Source organism: Runella sp. R0.1_18, from assembly GCF_057652155.1.
This window is the reverse complement of the sequence record NZ_JBYFCK010000007.1, coordinates 197,531-215,995: the sequence shown is the minus strand read 5'-3', so window position 1 is coordinate 215,995 and position 18,465 is coordinate 197,531. Positions and strand designations below refer to the sequence as shown.

Annotated in this window: 10 protein-coding genes; 9 read left to right on the top strand and 1 reads right to left on the bottom strand. The window is 43.9% G+C overall.

The genetic code is table 11. The features are described 5' to 3' along the window. Positions 1-2: 2 nt before the first annotated feature. From AC23P2_RS14755 to AC23P2_RS14725, 7 genes are all read left to right on the top strand, one after another. Positions 3-3,155, top strand: coding sequence for an efflux RND transporter permease subunit (locus AC23P2_RS14755; protein WP_487773914.1), 3,153 nt, complete (start codon positions 3-5; stop codon positions 3,153-3,155). Beyond that, positions 3,148-4,593, top strand: coding sequence for a TolC family protein (locus AC23P2_RS14750; RefSeq protein WP_487773913.1), 1,446 nt, complete (start codon positions 3,148-3,150; stop codon positions 4,591-4,593). The genes AC23P2_RS14755 and AC23P2_RS14750 overlap by 8 nt, the downstream gene beginning before the upstream one ends. Before the next feature lie 140 nt (positions 4,594-4,733). Continuing rightward, on the top strand, positions 4,734-6,203 hold the full coding sequence (locus tag AC23P2_RS14745) for a peptide MFS transporter (protein WP_487773912.1): 1,470 nt from the start codon (positions 4,734-4,736) through the stop codon (positions 6,201-6,203). A 6-nt stretch (positions 6,204-6,209) separates the two neighbouring features. Next, a complete protein-coding gene (locus AC23P2_RS14740) occupies positions 6,210-6,821 on the top strand; it encodes a 5-formyltetrahydrofolate cyclo-ligase (RefSeq protein ID WP_487773911.1) in 612 nt (203 codons plus the stop codon). Between the two features lie 95 nt (positions 6,822-6,916). Next, a complete protein-coding gene (locus AC23P2_RS14735; protein ID WP_487773910.1) occupies positions 6,917-9,796 on the top strand; it encodes a carboxypeptidase-like regulatory domain-containing protein in 2,880 nt (959 codons plus the stop codon). Between the two features lie 288 nt (positions 9,797-10,084). Beyond that, positions 10,085-11,077, top strand: a complete 993-nt coding sequence (locus AC23P2_RS14730) for an aspartate-semialdehyde dehydrogenase (RefSeq protein WP_028525416.1) — start codon at positions 10,085-10,087, stop codon at positions 11,075-11,077. A gap of 496 nt (positions 11,078-11,573) precedes the next feature. After that, positions 11,574-14,126: a M1 family aminopeptidase gene (locus tag AC23P2_RS14725; protein WP_487773909.1), complete on the top strand. Its 2,553-nt coding sequence runs from the start codon at positions 11,574-11,576 to the stop codon at positions 14,124-14,126. A gap of 222 nt (positions 14,127-14,348) precedes the next feature. On the opposite strand, the gene AC23P2_RS14720 is transcribed toward AC23P2_RS14725, so the two are convergent. Then, complete coding sequence (locus tag AC23P2_RS14720) at positions 14,349-15,341, bottom strand: OmpA family protein (protein WP_487773908.1); 993 nt, start codon at positions 15,339-15,341, stop codon at positions 14,349-14,351. 528 nt (positions 15,342-15,869) lie between these two features. On the opposite strand from AC23P2_RS14720, the gene AC23P2_RS14715 reads away from it, so the two are divergent. Then, the gene (locus AC23P2_RS14715) at positions 15,870-16,553 is read left to right on the top strand and encodes a type II restriction-modification system restriction endonuclease (RefSeq protein WP_487773907.1); all 684 of its coding nucleotides are present in this window, start codon (positions 15,870-15,872) and stop codon (positions 16,551-16,553) included. Further along, positions 16,550-18,322, top strand: coding sequence for a hypothetical protein (locus tag AC23P2_RS14710; RefSeq protein ID WP_487773906.1), 1,773 nt, complete (start codon positions 16,550-16,552; stop codon positions 18,320-18,322). The genes AC23P2_RS14715 and AC23P2_RS14710 overlap by 4 nt, the downstream gene beginning before the upstream one ends. Positions 18,323-18,465: the final 143 nt, after the last annotated feature.

The following is an 18,465-nucleotide window of genomic DNA, read 5'->3' as shown; positions in this document are numbered from 1 at the left end:
TCATGTTTACCTTGTTTATCAATAGGCCCGTCCTATCGATTGTTATATCGCTTATCATCACGCTGCTAGGGCTGCTTGCCATGACCCAGCTCCCCGTGACCCAATATCCCGACATCGCGCCTCCTGCCGTAACCGTAACCACCAAATACACAGGGGCTAACGCCGAAGCCTGCTCCAAGGCCGTGGTAACACCGCTCGAACGCGCCATCAACGGTGTACCTGGCATGACCTACATGACTTCCGTCTCGGGCAACGACGGCACCAGTATCATTCAAGTTTACTTCAAAGTAGGCACCGACCCTGATTTGGCCTCTGTAAACGTCCAAACGCGGGTGGCTACTGTCCTCGACGAATTGCCCGAAGAGGTTATCAAAGCGGGGGTATCGACCGAAAAAGAGGTAAACAGTATGTTGATGTATATCAACCTCTTGAGTGAAGATACCACCGCCAATGAAGAGTTTTTGTACAACTTTGCCGACATCAACGTCGTGGCAGAATTGAAGCGGGTCGATGGCGTTGGTTTTGCCAACATCATGGGGCAACGCGAGTACTCTATGCGGGTATGGCTCAAACCCGACCGCATGACGGTTTACAACGTTTCGGCTGATGACGTCATTTCAGCCCTCCGCAACCAAAACGTAGAAGCTGCCCCAGGAAAAATCGGGGAAAGTTCTGGCCGCAAATCGCAGTCGTTGCAGTACGTTCTTCGCTACACAGGGAAATTTACCGACCAAGCACAGTACGAAAATATCATCATCAAAGCCAACCCAAGTGGTGATATTTTGCGCTTGAAAGACGTGGCTGATATTGAGTTTGGTTCGTTGAATTACAACGTTTTGTCCAAAGAAAACGGCCGTCCATCGGCCGCGATTTTGCTCAAGCAACGCCCTGGCTCTAACGCAAGTGCGGTAATTGCCAACATCAAAACAAAAATGACGGAATTGCAGAAGTCGTTCCCGCCAGGCATGACCTACACTGTCAGCTACGACGTGTCACGTTTTTTGGATGCTTCTATCCACGAGGTAATCAAGACCTTGATTGAAGCCTTTATTTTGGTGGCATTGGTGGTATTTATCTTCTTGCAAGACTTCCGCTCTACGCTCATTCCAGCCTTGGCCGTACCTGTTTCGCTTATTGGTACATTTTTCTTTATGCAAATGTTCGGTTTTTCCATCAACCTACTCACGTTGTTTGCCTTGGTATTGGCCATCGGGATTGTGGTTGACAACGCCATTGTGGTCGTTGAGGCAGTCCATGCCAAGATGGAGGAAAAAGGGCTAAATGCCAAAGAAGCCACCATCGAATCCATGAACGAAATCAGCGGCGCCATCGTAGCCATTACGCTCGTTATGACGGCGGTGTTTGTGCCCGTAGCGTTTATGGACGGCCCATCGGGGGTATTTTATCGCCAGTTCTCTATCACGATGGCCATTTCAATTGTGATTTCGGGAATCAACGCCCTTACGCTTACACCTGCCCTTTGCGCCATCATGCTCAAAAGCCACCACGGCCAGAAAGCCACGCTGTTGACTCGTTTCTTTGATGGATTCAACAATTGGTACAACGGCGTATCGGATCGTTATCGCTCACTGATTAATGTCATCGCTAATCGTCGAGTTGTGACGTTTGCCATGTTGGTTTTCTTCATTGCGGCTACGTGGGGTACCAACCTCGTACTTCCTTCGGGCTTTATTCCGACGGAAGACCAAGGGACAATTTATGCCAACATCACAACGCCGTCGGGGGCTACCCTCGAACGTACCGAAGCGGTGGTGGACGAAATTGAAAAAGTAAGCCTAAAACTCGATGCCGTGGAGTCCATTTCGACTTTATCGGGCTTTAGTTTGATGACCGACGGAGCGGGGGCTTCTTTTGGGATGGGAATGATGAACCTCAAACCGTGGGAAAGCCGCAAAGAATCGGTCGATGACGTAATTGCATTGTTGTCCGAAAAAACCAAACACATCAAAGACGCCGACATCCAGTTTTTCCCTCCTCCTGCCGTACCTGGTTACGGAAATGCCAGTGGGTTTGAGTTCCGTCTCCAAGACCGAACGGGAAGTGGCAACTTGCAAGCCATGGAAAAGGTGACCAAATCGTTCATTGAAGAACTCAATAAACGTCCCGAAGTAGTCAACGCCTTTACGAGCTACGATGCGAGTTTTCCGCAATACCTGATTCACGTTGACAACGAAAAAGCTGCCCAAAAAGGAGTTTCCATTGACAACGCCATGAACAACCTCCAATCGCTGATTGGTAGTTTTTACGCGACTAATTTTATTCGTTTTGGACAAATGTACAAAGTGATGGTACAAGCCTCGCCCGAGTACCGAATGCAACCCGACGACATCTTGAAACTGTACGTAAAAAACACCGAAGGAGAAATGGTGCCGTATTCGGCTTTTGTCAAAACGGAACGAGTGTATGGCCCCGAGCAGCTTACGCGCTACAACATGTTTACAGCCGCGATGATCAACGGTGAGGCGGCCCCAGGTTTTAGTAGTGGCGATGCCATTCGGGCCATTCAAGAAGTAGCCGCCCAAAAACTTCCCAAAGGCTACACCTACGAATGGTCAGGTATGACCCGCGACGAAATCTTGTCGGGCGACCAAGCCATTTACATTTTTATCATCTGTCTTATTTTTGTGTATTTGTTGCTTGCGGCGCAGTACGAAAGCTTTTTGCTACCGCTTCCTGTGCTTTTATCACTTCCAACGGGAATCTTTGGAGCGTTTTTCTTCTTGGCGGTTTTGGGGTTACAAAACAACATTTACGCCCAAGTCGCGCTGGTGATGTTGATTGGTTTGTTGGGTAAAAATGCCATTCTGATTGTCGAATTCGCGATTCTCAAACGCAGCGAAGGCTACACGCCATTGCAGGCAGCCATCGAGGGTGCGGCCTCGCGTTTACGGCCCATTTTGATGACTTCATTTGCCTTTATTGCGGGGTTGATTCCGCTGATGATGGCCTCGGGTGCAGGTGCTATCGGAAACCGTACCATCGGAACAGCCGCTGCGGGTGGTATGCTCTTCGGGACGGTCTTTGGGGTGATTTTGATACCAGGATTATATGTGGTATTTGAAACCCTATCCGAGCGATTGTCGCGCAAAAAGAAAAAAGAAGTTGCCCACCTAACCCACGAAGTCAATGCGTAAACTCACCCATATCCTCATGTTAGGGCTGTTTGTTGGCAGCCTGTTTTTCTCGGGTTGCAAGTCACTCAAAGCGCCCGAACAGTTACCTACGTTTACCCCAACGCCCGATTCTTTCAATGGCACTGCTCACAGCAGCAATGCCGCTGATATTCAATGGAAAAGCTATTTTTCAGACCCTAATTTAGTATCGCTCATTGATACCGCATTAGCCAACAATTTCGACATTCGCATTGCGCTTCAGCGCATCGAAACCAACAAAGCCCAATCTGAACGCGCCAAAGGGCTTACGCTGCCTTTTGTGACGGGTGCTGGTAATATTGGACAGCGCCGTTTTGGAAAATACACCATGGATGGCATCGGAAATTATGACACCAATTTCTCCAACAATATCTCTGAAAACCAGCGTATTCCTGAGTATTTACCCGACTTTAACGTTGGGCTTCAAAGCTCTTGGGAATTGGATATTTGGGGAAAATTGCGTGCTAGAAAAGAAGCAACTTTGGCGCGGTATTTGGCCTCAGTTGAAGGGCGTAATTTTGTCATAACGAACCTAATTTCTGACATTGCTTCGTTGTATTATGAGCTGATGGCCCTCGACCGCGAACTTGATTTATTGAAAGAAACAATCACGTTGCAAGAAAACGAATTGAACATTATCAAGATTCAGAAAGACGCAGGCCGTTCCAACGAACTGGCAGTAAAGCAGTTTGAGGCACAGCTTCTCAGCACCCAAGGTCTAGAAGCAGAGATTTTGCAGCGCGTACGTGAAGCCGAAAATCGTATCAATTTTCTGTTAGGAAGGTATCCAACCCCAATCATTCGTTCCAGAAATTTGTTTATGACGGGGCTTCCCAATCAAATCAAAGCGGGCGTACCTGCGGATTTGCTCAAAAACCGTCCCGACGTAAAACAGGCAGAGTTGGAACTAGCTGCGGCCAAAGCCGAGGTGTTTATTTCAAAGGCGGCGTTTTATCCGTCACTCAACATCACAGGTGCACTTGGGCTTCAATCTTTCAATCCGCAGTTTTTGATTTCCCCCCAATCCATTGCTTACAACATCATTGGTGGACTGGCCGTGCCGCTTTTCAACAAAACCGCCCTCAAAGCCGAACTAAAAATGGCCAGAGCGGCGCAGGTGGAGGCCGTTTACAACTATCAGCGTAGCATCCTAAACGGATATTTTGAGGTCTATAACCAGCTTGTGCTCATCAATAACCTCGAAAAAATTTACGATTTCAAACGCGCTGAGGTGGACGTACTCAATACCTCCATCCAAACTGCTTCGGATTTGTTTTCTACGGGCCGCGCTTCGTATTTGGAGGTTATTTTTAACCGTAAAAGTGCCCTACAATCGCGCATCGACCTGATTGACGTGCGAAAGCGTCAGTATTTTGCCGTCATTGGTATTTATCGTTCGTTGGGAGGAGGTTGGAAATAACCCATCCAAGGCGGTTTTATTTGTTTACAAGGCTTTTTTTTTACATTTGTGGTAATCGAGTACGCATTTTTACTCGATTACCACTTTTTTAATGCACTTTTTCAGCACTCAAACAAAACCTAACTAAACTGACCTTTTTTATGTCCGAAAAAACACTATTTGGCCATCCCAAGGGCTTATTTGTACTGTTTTTCACCGAAATGTGGGAGCGTTTTTCTTACTATGGTATGCGCGCCATCCTTCTGTTATTTTTGCTCGATAAAACCTCAGGAGGAATGGGCCTCAACGAAGGTGAAGGGGGCGCTATTTACGGATTATATACCTTCTCTGTCTATCTTTTATCCTTGCCTGGTGGCTGGCTTGCCGATAACGTTTTGGGTCAACGCAAAGCCATTTGGTACGGCGGTATCGCCATCATGTTAGGTCACATTGTCCTCGCTTTTCCAGGCTCACAAGCCGTTTTTTTCGCAGGATTAGGGCTTGTTGCAATTGGAACAGGACTACTTAAACCCAACATCAGCTCTATCGTCAGTGAGCTATATCCTGAAGGGGGTGCTATACGTGACGCCGCCTTTTCTATCTTTTACATTGGTATCAATACAGGGTCGTTCTTAGGAATTCTGATTGTAGGTTACCTTGGTCAAAAAGTAGGCTGGCACTACGGCTTCGGAGCAGCGGCGGTAGCCATGTTCTTGGGCTTGCTTGTCTATCGTTTTACGGCCCAAACCTACCTCCAAGACAAAGGCATGTTGCCCAAGGCGTTGGCCTCGGACAAGTCTTCTGAAAAAACCAATCCCATTACGTGGGGACTGCTCGCTGCGTTGGTGGTTTTCCTTCTAGTAATGCAATTCAACGGCTTGTTCCAATGGAGCAGCAAAGCAGCCGTAGCTACGTCGATGGGTGTTATTGCGGTGGCCATCGTTATCGTTTATTTCCTCAACCTTATTTTTGCATCAGGACTTGATACCACCGAAAGAAAACGAATCGTGATTCTATTCATTCTATTCTGGGGTGCTGTATTGTTTTGGGCTGGATTTGAGCAACAAGGTTCGTCGCTGCAAATTTTTGCCGACCGCTATTCAGAGCTTCCTTTTGGAATGCCGTCAAGCTGGTTTCAAAACTTCAATCCTTTCTATATCCTCGTTTTTGCCCCTGTTTTGGGTGGTTTGTGGGTATTTTTGGAGAAAAAACAATTTAACCCACCTTTGCTAGTCAAATTTGCCATTGGTTTATTTTTACTTGGATTGGGCTATTATATCATGGTCGTAGGTGCTCAAATAGCCCTTACTGGCGTAAAAGCATCGGCCTTGTTTTTGACATTTACATACTTATTCCATACCCTCGGTGAATTGTGCTTGAGCCCTGTTGGTTTAAGTGCTTATACCAAACTTGCGCCTAAAAAATACTTGAGCCAATTGATGGGTATTTGGTTTGTGGCTGCGGCTTTGGGCAACCTTTTTGCAGGTTTGTTTGCAGGAGGTTTCGACGAAGAGAACGTTCAGCAAATGCCCCAAATGTTTATGAGCATCGTTTGGTTCTGCTTGGCAGTGGGCGGAGTAATCTTCATTCTTCAACGCCCACTCAAAGATTGGATGGGTGGAATTAAGTAATAAATCATGACCAAAAAGGAGCTACGCAAACTGTTCAAAGAACGCCGTGTGGTACTCTCATCTTCCGAAACAGCCGCGCAAAGTCAAGCCATTGCGCGGCTGTTTTTTGCAACTTTTCCTGTGGCGGACTTCCAAGCCATTCACTGCTACTTGCCTATCCATCGCCAAAAGGAAGTGGATACCTTTCCCATCATTGATACCCTTCAGCGAGAATTTCTCCGTACCAGCATCGTCGTTCCGCGTAGCCTTCCCGAAACGGGCGAAATGGAGCATTATCTGTGGACCCCCGACATCGAACTTCTCCCAAATCAGTGGGGAATTTTAGAGCCAAATCCTTCAACTTCCCTCCATTTTCCAGTGTCAAAGATAGATTTGGTGATTATTCCACTTTTAGCTTTTGACCACCAAGGCAATCGGGTTGGGTATGGAAAAGGGTTTTATGATCGTTTTTTGGCACAGTGCCGCTCCAATGTCCTCAAAATAGGCGTATCTTTTTTTGACCCAATACCAACTATTACCGATGCCGACGCCTTTGATGTTCGTTTAGATTACTGCATCACTCCTACCAATGTATGGCGACTTTCATCCACTCCTTCGGGTTCAACAGGCAGGCTTTGAACAACTTGCAGCTCGGTAACTGTTTGGTTTTGAGAAACCAAACTCACTATAACCAAGCAAACAATAGCGTAACCCGAATTCGCTTTGTTTTTTTTGTGTTAGCTTTCCTTGGGCTACCCTTTACAAATGTTGCCCAGACCCTCACAGGAAATATCATTGACGACGCAACCAATCAGCCCCTGCCTTTTGTAAATGTTTTTATCAGCAACACCACCAAGGGTACACAAACTGATACAAAGGGGAATTTTACGCTGCGGGTTCAGACTTCGGGCTACGTTAAAGTGGTGGCGTCGATGGTGGGGTTTAAATCGTTTGAACAAGAAGTTGTTTTACGTCCCGACGAAACCCGCCGTTTTTCGATTCGACTCCAGCCTGACACTCGTTTTTTAGCGGAAGTAAAGGTGGCTGGCAAACGCGACAAACAATGGAAACGGCTGTACAAAGATTTTCAACGTGAGTTTTTAGGGCGTACCAAAAACGCTCGAAATTGCGAAATCAAAGACCCTTATTTTATTGACCTTAGCCGCAAAAAACAAGTACTTCATGCCACTTCATCCCGCGCTTTTGAGATAGAAAACAAATCACTCGGTTATCATATTGAATACCAATTAGAACAGTTTAACGCCACTACGACTACCTACGAATTTAGCGGCAAGTTGTTGTATCGGGAAATGACAGCCAAAAATGACAGCCAACAAAAAGAGTGGGAATTGGCCCGAAATGACGCCTATCGGGGCTCTATTCACCATTTTTTAAGGGCAGTAGCGCACAAAAAAAGCCAATCGGAAGGCTTTCGGGTTTATCTGGATACGGACACCACTACCCAGCTAATTTCCCGAAATCGGTATTTTAGGAACAACCGTCTCCTTGAAATTAACCCCGATACGTTGGCTTATACCGATGTAGCTTTGCAACGCGTGATTTTGCCCAATCGTAAGTACGAAATCCATTATCTCCATCGCCGCGACCCCCAAAGTTGGTATTTCGACCTCAACCGTGAAGTCACTTGGTTGACCATCAAAGGGGCAGCTTTTGCCTTTTCGTATGATGGTATTCCTGAAAATTCGTACCAGATTACCACAAGCGGGAGCATGAGTAAAAAACGCATCGCGGATTTACTTCCCAACGACTACCAGCCCAACGACAGCCTTTCGTCGGCACCGCTGGAGCAAGCTGGGCTTATTCCGCATTTTCAAAAACAAGAGAAATTTCTTCTGCAACTCTCGCAATCGCACTTTGCCCTGGGCGACACGCTTCACTATCAAGTAGAAGTTATTGATGCTACTTCCCACCAATTTATCTCCCAAACCATTGTGTATCTTGCCATTCGCAACGAAAATAAAGTAGTTTGGCAACAACCTCTATGGATAGAAAACGGGCGGCTTTCGGGACATTGGGTGGTTCCTGATTCATTGCAGGGAGGTACTTACCAACTGATTGCGTACAACAACTGGGCAAGGCATTTTGATGAGCGTTTCTGGGGGCGAGCATCTTTTCAAGTCATCGGCGCTTCTGTTTTGTCTGCACAAAACGATTCGGCCAACGTGGCATTTTTTCCTGAAAGCGGGCATTTGATAGCAGAACTGCCCAATCGAGTTGGGGTTCGTAGTTTTACCAAATCGGGTGCTCCTGTAGCCGTTGATGGTTGGGTACTCAACGCCACCAACGATACCCTAATGACATTTAAAACCAATGGACAAGGATACGGAAACTTCTTCATTTTACCTCCACCTAACCAAACCCTCCGAGCTAAACTAAGCAACGGAAACGAAGTTAGCCTCCCCATCCTTCGACCCAAAGGCTACGTCATTAACGTTGATGTACTGCGCGATACGGCGACTGTCATCATTAAAATTTACAACAACCTTTCGGCCCAAGAGTGGAAACCGATGCGCCTGCTGATTCACTTACGCGGGCAAATTGTCTATGAGGCCATCGCTACCCCCAAGGGAAATCTAACTACCGCCCGCATTGCCAAAGAAGATTTGGAAGGAACAGGCGTTATGCAAGTAATTCTGCTCGACGCGCTCAATAATCCGATTGCCAGTCGCGCTTTCTACCATTCGTCCGACGACGAAGCACCTTTTCATGTTCAGTTTTTTGAAAGCGAATTAAGCGCTTGCTATTTCCCTACAACTACCCCTGCCCTCCCCCAAACCCTGGATACATTCTTACTCACGCATGAAGTGCGCCCTTACAATTCATCGGATGCAACGGTATTGGAGTACGAATCTGGACTCACAGTACGGGGAATGATTAAACAACCCAACGGGCGTCCTGTAGCTAACAGTCCTGTGATTGGCCTTGTACAATCAGACTCAACCGCCCTACATTTTCAAGCCTCAACTGACGTCGAAGGGAGTTTTGCCTCGACTCCAATGTTGTTTTTTGGAGAAACCAACATTACAATTCAAACGCAAAATGACAAAATCAAAAACGCATCCATTGCACTTGATACCAAATGGACGCCCATTGTCCCCCAATGGTTTTGGCATCCCGTCCAGCCCCTCAGTTCCTCGAAAAAAGATAGTTTAGCCCAAGTTTCTAGGCAACGCCATGCCGTTTCTACCACAACAGAAGCACCTAAAGTTTCAAAAGATTTCCGACGCCCCTACCTCAAGGCCGATAGTACCTTGGTCATAGACAAATCAGACCATGCCTTTCCACTTTTACGCTTGTTAGGTGAATTTTACGGCCAAATCAAGCCCAAAACCGACGGAGTCTATTGGATAGAACAAGGGGAAAAAGTGTCAACCCGAAAAGCTTTTTTGAGCATCGACGGGCTGCCTACCTCCTGGGAATCATTGCAAATGCTTTCTGGACAAGATATTGACGCCATCGACATCATTAGGCATTTCCAAGCCTCCAACGAGCCCGCTACCCAAGGAATGCTCAACGTCGTTCTGAAGCCTAATAGCCAGTTTTGGACAGAACAAAATTTGAAACGTTTTAACGTCGATGGATTAATAAAATGACAAAAAAGCTCGTCAACTTTTAACTTTTTTGTAAAAAATCCATTATTTTCTTGACTTACTTCTGAGAAAGACCTTATTTTGCACCCACATTTTGAATCGTCACTGTGAACACAAAGAAATCTAAATAGACACGCGGAGCCTGATGGGATATTGACCCCACCATGCCAGCGTGTTTGTCCAGATTCTTAACCTTCATGGTGACGATTTTTTTTTAGCCCCCATCCCCCAATAGGGGCTTTATATCACTTAAAAAGCACTCCCCTATTGGGGGCGGGGGGCCAAATCATCATGAAAATCGCAGTAGTAGGCGCTACCGGTTTGGTAGGCAGCGAAATCCTCAAAGTACTCGAAGAGCGTAACTTCCCAATCACTGAGTTGATTCCAGTGGCATCAGAAAGATCAGTAGGTAAACAGGTCACGTTCAAGGGTAAACAGTACACCATTGTTAGCTTTGAAGATGCAATTGCAGCAAAGCCAGCTATCGCTATTTTTTCGGCAGGTGGTGGAACTTCTTTGTCGCTTGCCCCTAAATTTGCTGAAGCAGGTATCACAGTCGTTGACAACTCATCGGCATGGCGGATGGATCCTACCAAAAAATTGGTAGTACCCGAAATCAACGCCTTCACGTTGACCAAAGAAGATAAAATCATTGCCAACCCCAACTGTTCGACTATTCAGATGGTGGTGGTTTTGAATCCGTTACACAAGCGCTATGGTATCAAACGCGTGGTGGTTTCTACGTATCAGTCGGTGACAGGAACGGGCAAAGCAGCCGTTGACCAACTTTTTGCTGAACGTGCTGGAAATCAAGACGCGCCCAAGGTTTATCCTCACCCTATTGACCTTAACGTATTGCCGCACATCGACGTTTTCTTGGATAACGGTTATACCAAAGAAGAAATGAAGATGACCAACGAAACCAAGAAAATCATGATGGATGACAACATAGCCGTTACTGCTACGACGGTGCGTATCCCAACGATTGGTGGTCACTCGGAAGCCGTAAACATTGAGTTTGAAAATGAGTTTGACCTCAAAGATATTTACGAAATCTTGGGCCAAGCCGAAGGCGTGGTAATCCAAGACGACCCACAAAATAAAGTATATCCAATGCCTTTGACGGCACACGGCAAAGATGAGACGTTTGTAGGACGTATTCGCCGCGACGAATCACAACCTAAAACCCTCAATCTTTGGATTGTGGCCGACAACCTCCGCAAAGGTGCAGCGACCAACGCCGTTCAGATTGCCGAGTATTTGGTAAAAAACGAATTGGTATAAGGTTGGACAGCGGTCTGACTATCGTCTGACCGCGACTGATAAAGGTCAGACGATAGTCAGACCCTACCTGATAAAGGTCAGACGATAGTCAGACCGTACCTGATAAAGGTCAAACAATAGTCAGACCGTACCTGATAAAGGTCAGACGATAGTCAGACCGTACCTGATAAAGGTCAGACGATAGTCAGACCGTACCTGATAAAGGTCAAACGATAGTCAGACCGTACCTGATAAAGGTCAGACGATAGTGAGACAGTACCTGATAAAAGTCAAACGATAGTCAGACCGTACCTGATAAAGGTCAAACGATAGTCAGACCAGCAAAAGCGCCAGTCGAGTTACATCGATTGGCGCTTTTTTTGTGAATTGTTGCGTTGTTTCCAATACCTTTCCGAACTTTGCGTTATTATTTAATCTGCGTCAGCGGTCTATTTTTTCTCATTGTACCAAATTACCTTTTTGACTTTCAACGTCCTAAAGACAAAGGATTGAACTGATGGTAAAACGAATCGCATTACTTTTATTTTCTTGTTTCATCGCATTTTGCTCGTTTTCAAAAGCAAATAACCCTACTGATACGCTTCGCAAAGCGCCTGTTTGGGTAGCAAAGAAAGGCCCCAGTCGCCCTACTCGCACGCTCAAAAACGATATTTTACATACCCAACTCGACTTGCGCTTCGATTGGCTTCGTCAGCACGCGCTTGGCAGTGCGGTCATTACATTTAAACCTTTTTTTTACCCCCAAAATACCCTTGAACTAGATGCCAAAGGCTTTGACATCAAGGGCATTTTCCAGCTAGATACCCTCAAGAAGTACGATTCGCTTCAGAAAAAGTACATCTACGAATACCTCAACGACCCGCTCGAATACACCTACGACAAGCGCCTTTTGACCATCAAACTCCGTCGTAAGTACTCGCGCTTTGATACCCTTCACGTACTCATCGACTACGTTGCCAAACCCAATGAACTTCCTGCGGGAATTGTGGGCACAAAGGGCGACAAAGGGCTTTATTTTATCAATGCCGACGGATTGGACGAAGGAAAACCGCAGCAGATTTGGACGCAGGGAGAAACCGAATATAATTCTTGCTGGATGCCAACGGTCGATAGTCCCAACGAAAAGATGACCCAAGACATTCGCCTGACGGTCGAAAAACGCTTTAAAACGCTTTCCAACGGTAAACTTATTGAGTCTCGCCTCAACGCTGATAGTACCCGCACCGACCGCTGGGTGCAAAAACTACCACACGCACCTTACCTCGCGGCGTTTGTCGTGGGCGATTTTGCCGTGGTAAAAGATACCATCCGCAATGGCCTCGAACTGAGTTATTACGTAGAACCTGAATATGGGCCACACGCCAAAGCGATTTTTGGTCGTACCCGCGAGATGATTGATTTCTTTGAAAATAAGTTTGGGGTAGAATTTCAGTGGGATAAATACGCCCAAATCGCCGTTCGTGATTTTGTAGCAGGTGCGATGGAAAACACGTCCATGACCGTCCATGCCGAAAACGTACAAAGCGATAGTCGTGCTTTGCTCGACGGAAATTCCGACGACGTCATCGCGCACGAATTGATGCACCATTGGTTTGGAAATTTGGTCACTTGTGAATCGTGGGTACATTTGACCTTGAACGAGGCATTTGCCAACTACTCAGAATACCTCTGGAACGAGCATAAACTCGGGGCAGAACAGGCTGATTTCTGGGCGCAAGGGTCGTTACAGCAGTATTTGGGCGAGTCCGAACAAAAACAAGAACCCCTCATTCGGTACAATTATACCGATATGGAAGATATGTTCGACAACCATTCGTACGCCAAAGGAGGATTGGTGCTGCACATGCTTCGCAAATACATTGGCGACGAAGCGTTTTTTACGGCCACTCGAAACTACCTAATTCGCTACGGATTTGGCACAGTAGAGGTAAATGACTTGCGCGAAGCCTTTGAAGATGTGACAGGAGAAGATTTGAATTGGTTTTTTAATCAGTGGTTCTTATCCTCTGGACATCCCAATTTAAAAGTAGAGAAATCGTACGATACCGATAAAGTTACCCTCAAAGTAACCCAATTACAAGACTCGCTTTATACTCCAATATATCGGCTTCCACTCAAAGTAGATGTGTGGGTAAATGGACAAAAAGAAACCCACGACATCGTCATCAATAAGGCCAAGCAGACGTTTGAACTACCCGCAAAACAACGTCCCGATTTGGTTGATTTTGATGCGGAACGTCAATTGCTAGGTGAAGTCACGTACGAAAAAACCAAGCCTGAGCTTATTTTCCAATACCTGCATTGCAGTAAGTACCTTGCTCGCTATGAAGCCATTACGGGCTTAGAAAATCAGTTGATTGATTCGACCGTGCGGAATTTAATGATGCAAGCCATGAGCGATAAGTTTTGGAAAATCAGGCAGTTAGCAGTTTCCAACTTCTCCGAATACGATGGATTACAATTTAACGAAGTTGAGCGGATTATTCAGAGTAAAGCACGCGTAGATGCCCACCCCCGTGTACGCATGGAGGCCATCATTACGCTGGGTTCATTTGGGGACAACTCCAACGACCCGCTTTTCCGCGAAGCGCTAAACGACAGCTCGTATCAAGTGGTGTCGGCCGCACTCGACGCCTACCTTATCGGAAAGCCCGACGACGCCGTTGACGTAGCAAAACGCTTCGAAAACGCTCCTAATAGCGAAATTGTAACGGCCGTGGCCAATTACTACGCAGGCTTAGCCAAACCCGAACAGTATGACTGGTTTATCACGAAAATGAAGCGTTTAAAATCGGCTGAGATATACAATTTTTTGCAGGTTTTTGGCAAATACCTCATCAAATCTGACGGGTCAGTACAGCGAAAAGCCCTTCCAATGCTCGAAACAATGGCCCGCAACGACCCTGCTTATTTTGTGCGGTTTGGCGCGTACCAAGTACTCGGACTTTTGACCGATATCGAAGGGGTAAAAGCGATGCGGAAGGATATTCGTAATGCCGAACGTGATCCTAAATTGAAGGATATGTACGGGCAGTTTGGGGAATTTTAAGTTTTTCAAGCAAAGTATCCACAAACGAGGCTGTCCAAAAAGTAACAGGTTACAAAATATTCTTTGGTTTTAACCTCATCCCAACCCTTCTCCTTCCATGAGAAGGGCTTTAAAAGTCCCCATCTCCAGAAAGGAGAGGGGGATTTAGGGGGTGAGGTTGAACAGACGCCGAAGATAATTTGGTGATACCAGACTTTTTGGACAACCTCATTCAACCTGTTACTAAAGCACTTTTAGCTCCACTCGACGATTTTTCACTTTATTATCTTCCCCATCGTTTGACACCGCAGGCGCAGCTGATCCCTTCCATTCTACCACCAATTGACTCGTCGAAACGCCTTTTTGTTCCAAATAATTCGCTACTACTTTGGCGCGGTACTCCGACAAAATGAGATTTTTACCAGATTCCCCCACGTTATCGGTATGGCCTGTGATTTGGAGTTTGGTCTGTGGTTGAGCAAGTAAGGCTTTACCTACCGCATCCAAACTCATTTTTGCCTCTTCATTCAACTCATACGTACTCTGTGAAAAGTACAAAACTTGGTCAGTTAATACCATCGCTGGCGGCAAAAGTGATTCTTCTGGCTGGGGAATAACTTCGATAAAATTAAGCCCATCCTTCATCTCAAACTGCCTGAAAAATAGCTTCTTACCTTCTGGCGTTGTTGATTTATATTCGTAAGTACCTTTGGGTAGCTGGGTAGTATTCCAAGACCAATGTTTGCCTTTATTATATGTTTTACGATAGTCAAGATTCGTAAAAGTCCTAGAATTATTTTTCGTAATTGAATGATTGACATCCATTTCATCAGGAAATTGGAAAGACACCAACAATAATTGTGTAAGGCTCCCAGAAACTTGAAGTGAGTCTTTATGCACCATTTCTGGCGTCACTGCAAATGTTGCATGACTCGAAATTTTGCCGATAAATGTAACAGGAAGCGTCTGGGATTGATACCCTTCTGATTCAAACGTCAGAAATTGGGTAGAGTCTGGTACTACAATCTCATATCCCCCGTTGGCATTGGTCTCGTACGTCATCTTTTTCCCCGACTTAAACACCGCCCGAATGGTGCTTTTCTTGAGAAAATCTTTCGAGGTATTGTCGCGAAAACTTCCGACAATGCGCACCGAGTGGTTTTCCATTTGGGCAACTTCCTGAGTACCTCCACTAGCGTAAAGGCTACAAACCAAACTTAGCAAATAAGTAATCATCGTTCTTATAGTTTAAATATTCATTTATATGCAAGAAAGCTATATAATTTCACAATTTAACTACAATACCCGTTTTTTACAAAAAAATTCGGGAGTAAGTCCCACCTTACTGCAAGTGAAGGCAGATTCTCAAATCTGACTCCCGAGGTTTCTCAAAACCTTAAAACATTCGATTGGGAGCAACCTCAGCCGTTGGTTAGAGGTAACCAACCGCACGTGAAAGCCCTATTTATTCGGATACTAAATATTCAGAAGTTGTTACGCTGCTTGCATTTGTCGTTGGCGCATTTTGTATTGTTTTTCAGAGTTTATCTAACAAATAACAGACAAACTACTCATTTTAAGGCAATTATAACAATCACTTGGAAGTTAGTGAGAACTTCTCTATCTTTCAAAGGAAGACGCAATAACTGAGTCTATTTATGAGTTATGCACAATGCCACAAGTGACAGTACTAATATCCAACCGACTGACAAAAAACGAGCAACAGACCAAGCCTGACCAAGATAAAAATTGTAAATTTACAGAATGGAAAAAAAGGAAAAATTGACGATTCAAAAGCTAATAGAAGAAGCACAATTATTCTGTGTTGAACAGTCAAAAATTCAACATAGCGAACTTTATGGTGTTACGGACGGCAAAGCGGTAGGAACGCTTATTGAGCATAAATTCCAAAAACACTTAAACGAAAAATACGAAGTTTTGGTTGGTTCTTCTGCAAGAGGGATAGATTTACCATCGGACGATATACAAACAGACATTAAAGTAACTTCCATCAAACAACCTCAATCATCTTGTCCTTTCACAGATGCGAAACAAAAGATTTTTGGACTTGGCTATAACCTTCTTGTTTTTGTGTATGACAAAACAGACGACCCGACAACGCACAAAGCAATTTTAAATTTTGTAAGTTGTTCTTTCATTCATAAAGAGCGAACAGCGGATTACACAACAACTTACCGTTTGCGTGAAATGGTAAAAGACAGCGCAAATGAAGCCGACATTATTGCTTACTTGCAAGACAAAAATATTCCTGCAGATGAAATAGCACTTAACCAAATAGCTGAACAAATCTTAAAAACACAACTAGAGCAAGGTTATCTGACCATTTCTAATGCCTTACAATGGAGATTACAATATCAGCGTATTGTAGCCTTAACAGATGACGTTCCAGGAATTGAAAAAATTGTAAACTATAACAAACCGCAATGATGAAAGTATTTGAAGCAAATATTACTCATCAAGTTTTGGACTATCTGAACGATAATCTGAAAAACATTATAGATATTGAAAAGGCTAATCAAAAAATGGATGAAGCCTTCGGATTAATTCATTTTTTTGATAATGCAGAAGATTTGCAAATACTTAAAGAAACCATTTCTAATTCTCAAAGTATTGCTTCTGAACCTGACAGAGCAGAATATGGCGACTTTCAGACCAACATGGAATTAGCAAATAAAGTAGCTTTTCATCTGACAACAAAAAACGTTTCGCCAGAAGTTATTATAGAGCCAACTTGCGGAAAAGGCAATTTTATTATTGCTTCTTTGCGACAGTTTACAAGCACAGAGAAAGTTTTCGGAATTGAAATTTACAAACCTTATGTTTGGGAAAGTAAATTCAATATTATTGATTTTTATTTGAGCAATCCGACTGAAAAAAAACCTAAAATTTCAGTCATTCACAGTAGCGTTTTTGAGTTTGACTTTAAAACTATTGCCAAAGAAAACAGCAAAAAAGAAATTTTAATTATTGGCAACCCACCTTGGGTAACAAATTCAAAATTAGGCAGTTTAAGTTCATCTAATCTCCCTAAAAAGACAAATTTTAAAAACCATAACGGTTTAGATGCAATGACAGGAAAGGGCAATTTTGACATTGCCGAATATATTACCTTAATGATGATTGAAACATTTCAATATCAAAAAGGGAACATTGCTTTATTAGTTAAAAATGCTGTAATTAAAAATATCGTCTTTGACCAATTTACAAAAAAATACGTTATTTCTAATTTAGAAAAACATTGCATTGATAGCAAAAATGAGTTTAATGTTTCTGTTGAAGCTTCTCTATTTTATTGTCGCCTAAATTCAAATTCGGCATTCGATTGTGCAGAGTTCGACTTTTATAATAATTCAAATGCAAAACTAAATTTTGGTTGGACTTCCGATAAATTTGTTTCTAATCTTGACACTTATTCCAACGCTGAGCAAATTGATGGGAAATGTCCGTTTGAATGGCGACAAGGTATAAAACACGATTGTTCGTCTATTATGGAATTGGACAAAGTGAATGGTCATTTTGTAAACGGACTGAAAGAAGAAATCAAATTAGAAAATGATTTGATTTATGGTATTCTAAAAAGTTCTGACTTGAAAAACACCATCATAAAAGAAACAAGAAAATACACGATTGTTACGCAAAAAAAAGTTGGGCAAGAAACCAATTACATCAAATACAATTTTCCGAAAACCTATCAGTATTTAAGCGAACATCAAGACATTTTCAATGCGAGAAAATCGAGCATTTACAATAACAAACCACCATTTTCGATTTTTGGAGTTGGAGATTATTCATTTAAACCATATAAAGTTGCCATTTCAGGACTTTATAAGACTTTTTATTTTACGCTTGTTCTTCCACAAAACGAAAAACCTGTAATGCTTGACGATACCTGCTATATGTTGGGCTTTGACAAATTAGAATTTGCAGTTTATTCGTTGATATTGTTAAACTCTGAAACGACAATGCAGTTTCTGCAATCCATAACTTTTACAGATGCAAAACGAACTTTTACAAAAGACGTTTTGATGCGTATTGACCTTTTAGAATTGGCTCAAACTATTGACAAACCTGCATTACAAAAAGAACTGAATCATATAAACGAAACATACAATTTCAATTTAACTTTGGGCTTGTGGCACGACTTCATAACAGAAATGAAACCAATTAAGACTGGGCAAATTCAACTATTTGCATAGACCCAGCGAAAAGGCACTGTGCATAACAGCAGTTTGGTAAAATGGCAGGTTCAGTGCTAAACTAAACGGCAGTTCTTCGATTGAGCTTTTGTATAAAATAAATATTTATTTTTCTATTTACGTCACTTCTTATAGCTGCCAAA